This window comes from Acidovorax sp. KPB24-07 (assembly GCF_057543315.1).
On sequence record NZ_BAAJYS010000738.1, the window covers coordinates 1 to 1,074 of the forward strand.

The following is a 1,074-nucleotide window of genomic DNA, read 5'->3' on the forward strand; positions in this document are numbered from 1 at the left end:
AGGCGCGGGCGGGCCGCACCGGCGCGGCCGGCACGCCGCGCGGGCAAAAGCTCGTGGTGCAGATGGTGGAGACCTTCCGCGAGCACATGCAGCCCGCGTTCGTGGAACGGCTGGACGCCTGGACGCTGCAGGAGCAGGCCGGCATGGCGCTGCCGCCCATCATGATCTACGGCGACGACGTGACCCACATCCTCACCGAGGAAGGCATCGCCAACCTGCTGCTGTGCCGCAGCGATGAAGAGCGCGAGCAGGCCATCCGCGGCGTGGCAGGCTACACCGCGGTGGGCCTGGCCCGCGACCGGCGCGCGGTGGAGAACCTGCGCGACCGCGGCGTGATCCACCGCCCGCAGGATCTGGGCATCGACCCGCGCGATGCCACGCGCAACCTGCTGGCCGCGCGCAGCATGCGCGACCTGGTTCGCGCGTCGGGCGGGCTGTACCAGCCGCCCAAGAGATTCCGGAACTGGTAGGAGGCACCCCATGAGCGACATTCCCGCAGGGCTCGAAACCCTGGACTTTTCCTTTCCCGGCGGCCGACCCACAGGCCCCTTCGCCCCCGTGCTGGTCGGCGTGGTCGGCTCCGGCAACCTCGAGGTGCTGCTGGAGCCCGACAGCGGCACCGGTTGCTCGGTGCGCGTGGAAACCTCCGCGCGCGGCTTCGGCCCGATCTGGCAGGCGGTACTGGACGACTTCCATGCGCGCCACGCCTTGGCCGCGTGCGCATCGCCATCAACGACATGGGCGCCACGCCCGCCGTGGTGGGACTGCGGCTCGACCAGGCCGTGGCCGAACTGCCGGGAGCGCGATCATGAGTTTGAGCTACGCGGAATGCAGCGCGCGCGAGCGCCTGACCCATTTGCTGGATGCCGGCAGCTTCCATGAGTGGCTGCCGCCGGCCGAACGCGTGACCAGCCCGCACCTGGCGCAACTGGGCGTGCCCTCGGCCTTCGACGACGGCGTGGCCGTCGGCCGCGCCACGCTGGGCGGGCGGCCCATCTTCGTGGCCGCGCAGGAGGGCGAGTTCATGGGCGGTGGCGTGGGCGAAGTGCATGGCGCCAAGCTCGTGGGCCTGCT

General features: G+C 71.6%; 2 protein-coding genes and 1 pseudogene. All 3 read left to right on the forward strand.

The annotated features are described in order from the left end of the window. The coding region (locus AC27IQ_RS25415) for a malonate decarboxylase subunit alpha (RefSeq protein ID WP_487091283.1) at positions 1-470 on the forward strand (470 nt) is incomplete at its 5' end. A 10-nt stretch (positions 471-480) separates the two neighbouring features. Continuing rightward, positions 481-812, forward strand: a pseudogene (gene mdcC, locus AC27IQ_RS25420) (malonate decarboxylase acyl carrier protein). Further along, a partial coding sequence (locus AC27IQ_RS25425) for a carboxyl transferase domain-containing protein (protein ID WP_487091284.1) occupies positions 809-1,074 on the forward strand: 266 nt, incomplete at its 3' end. The pseudogene mdcC and the gene AC27IQ_RS25425, both read left to right, overlap by 4 nt.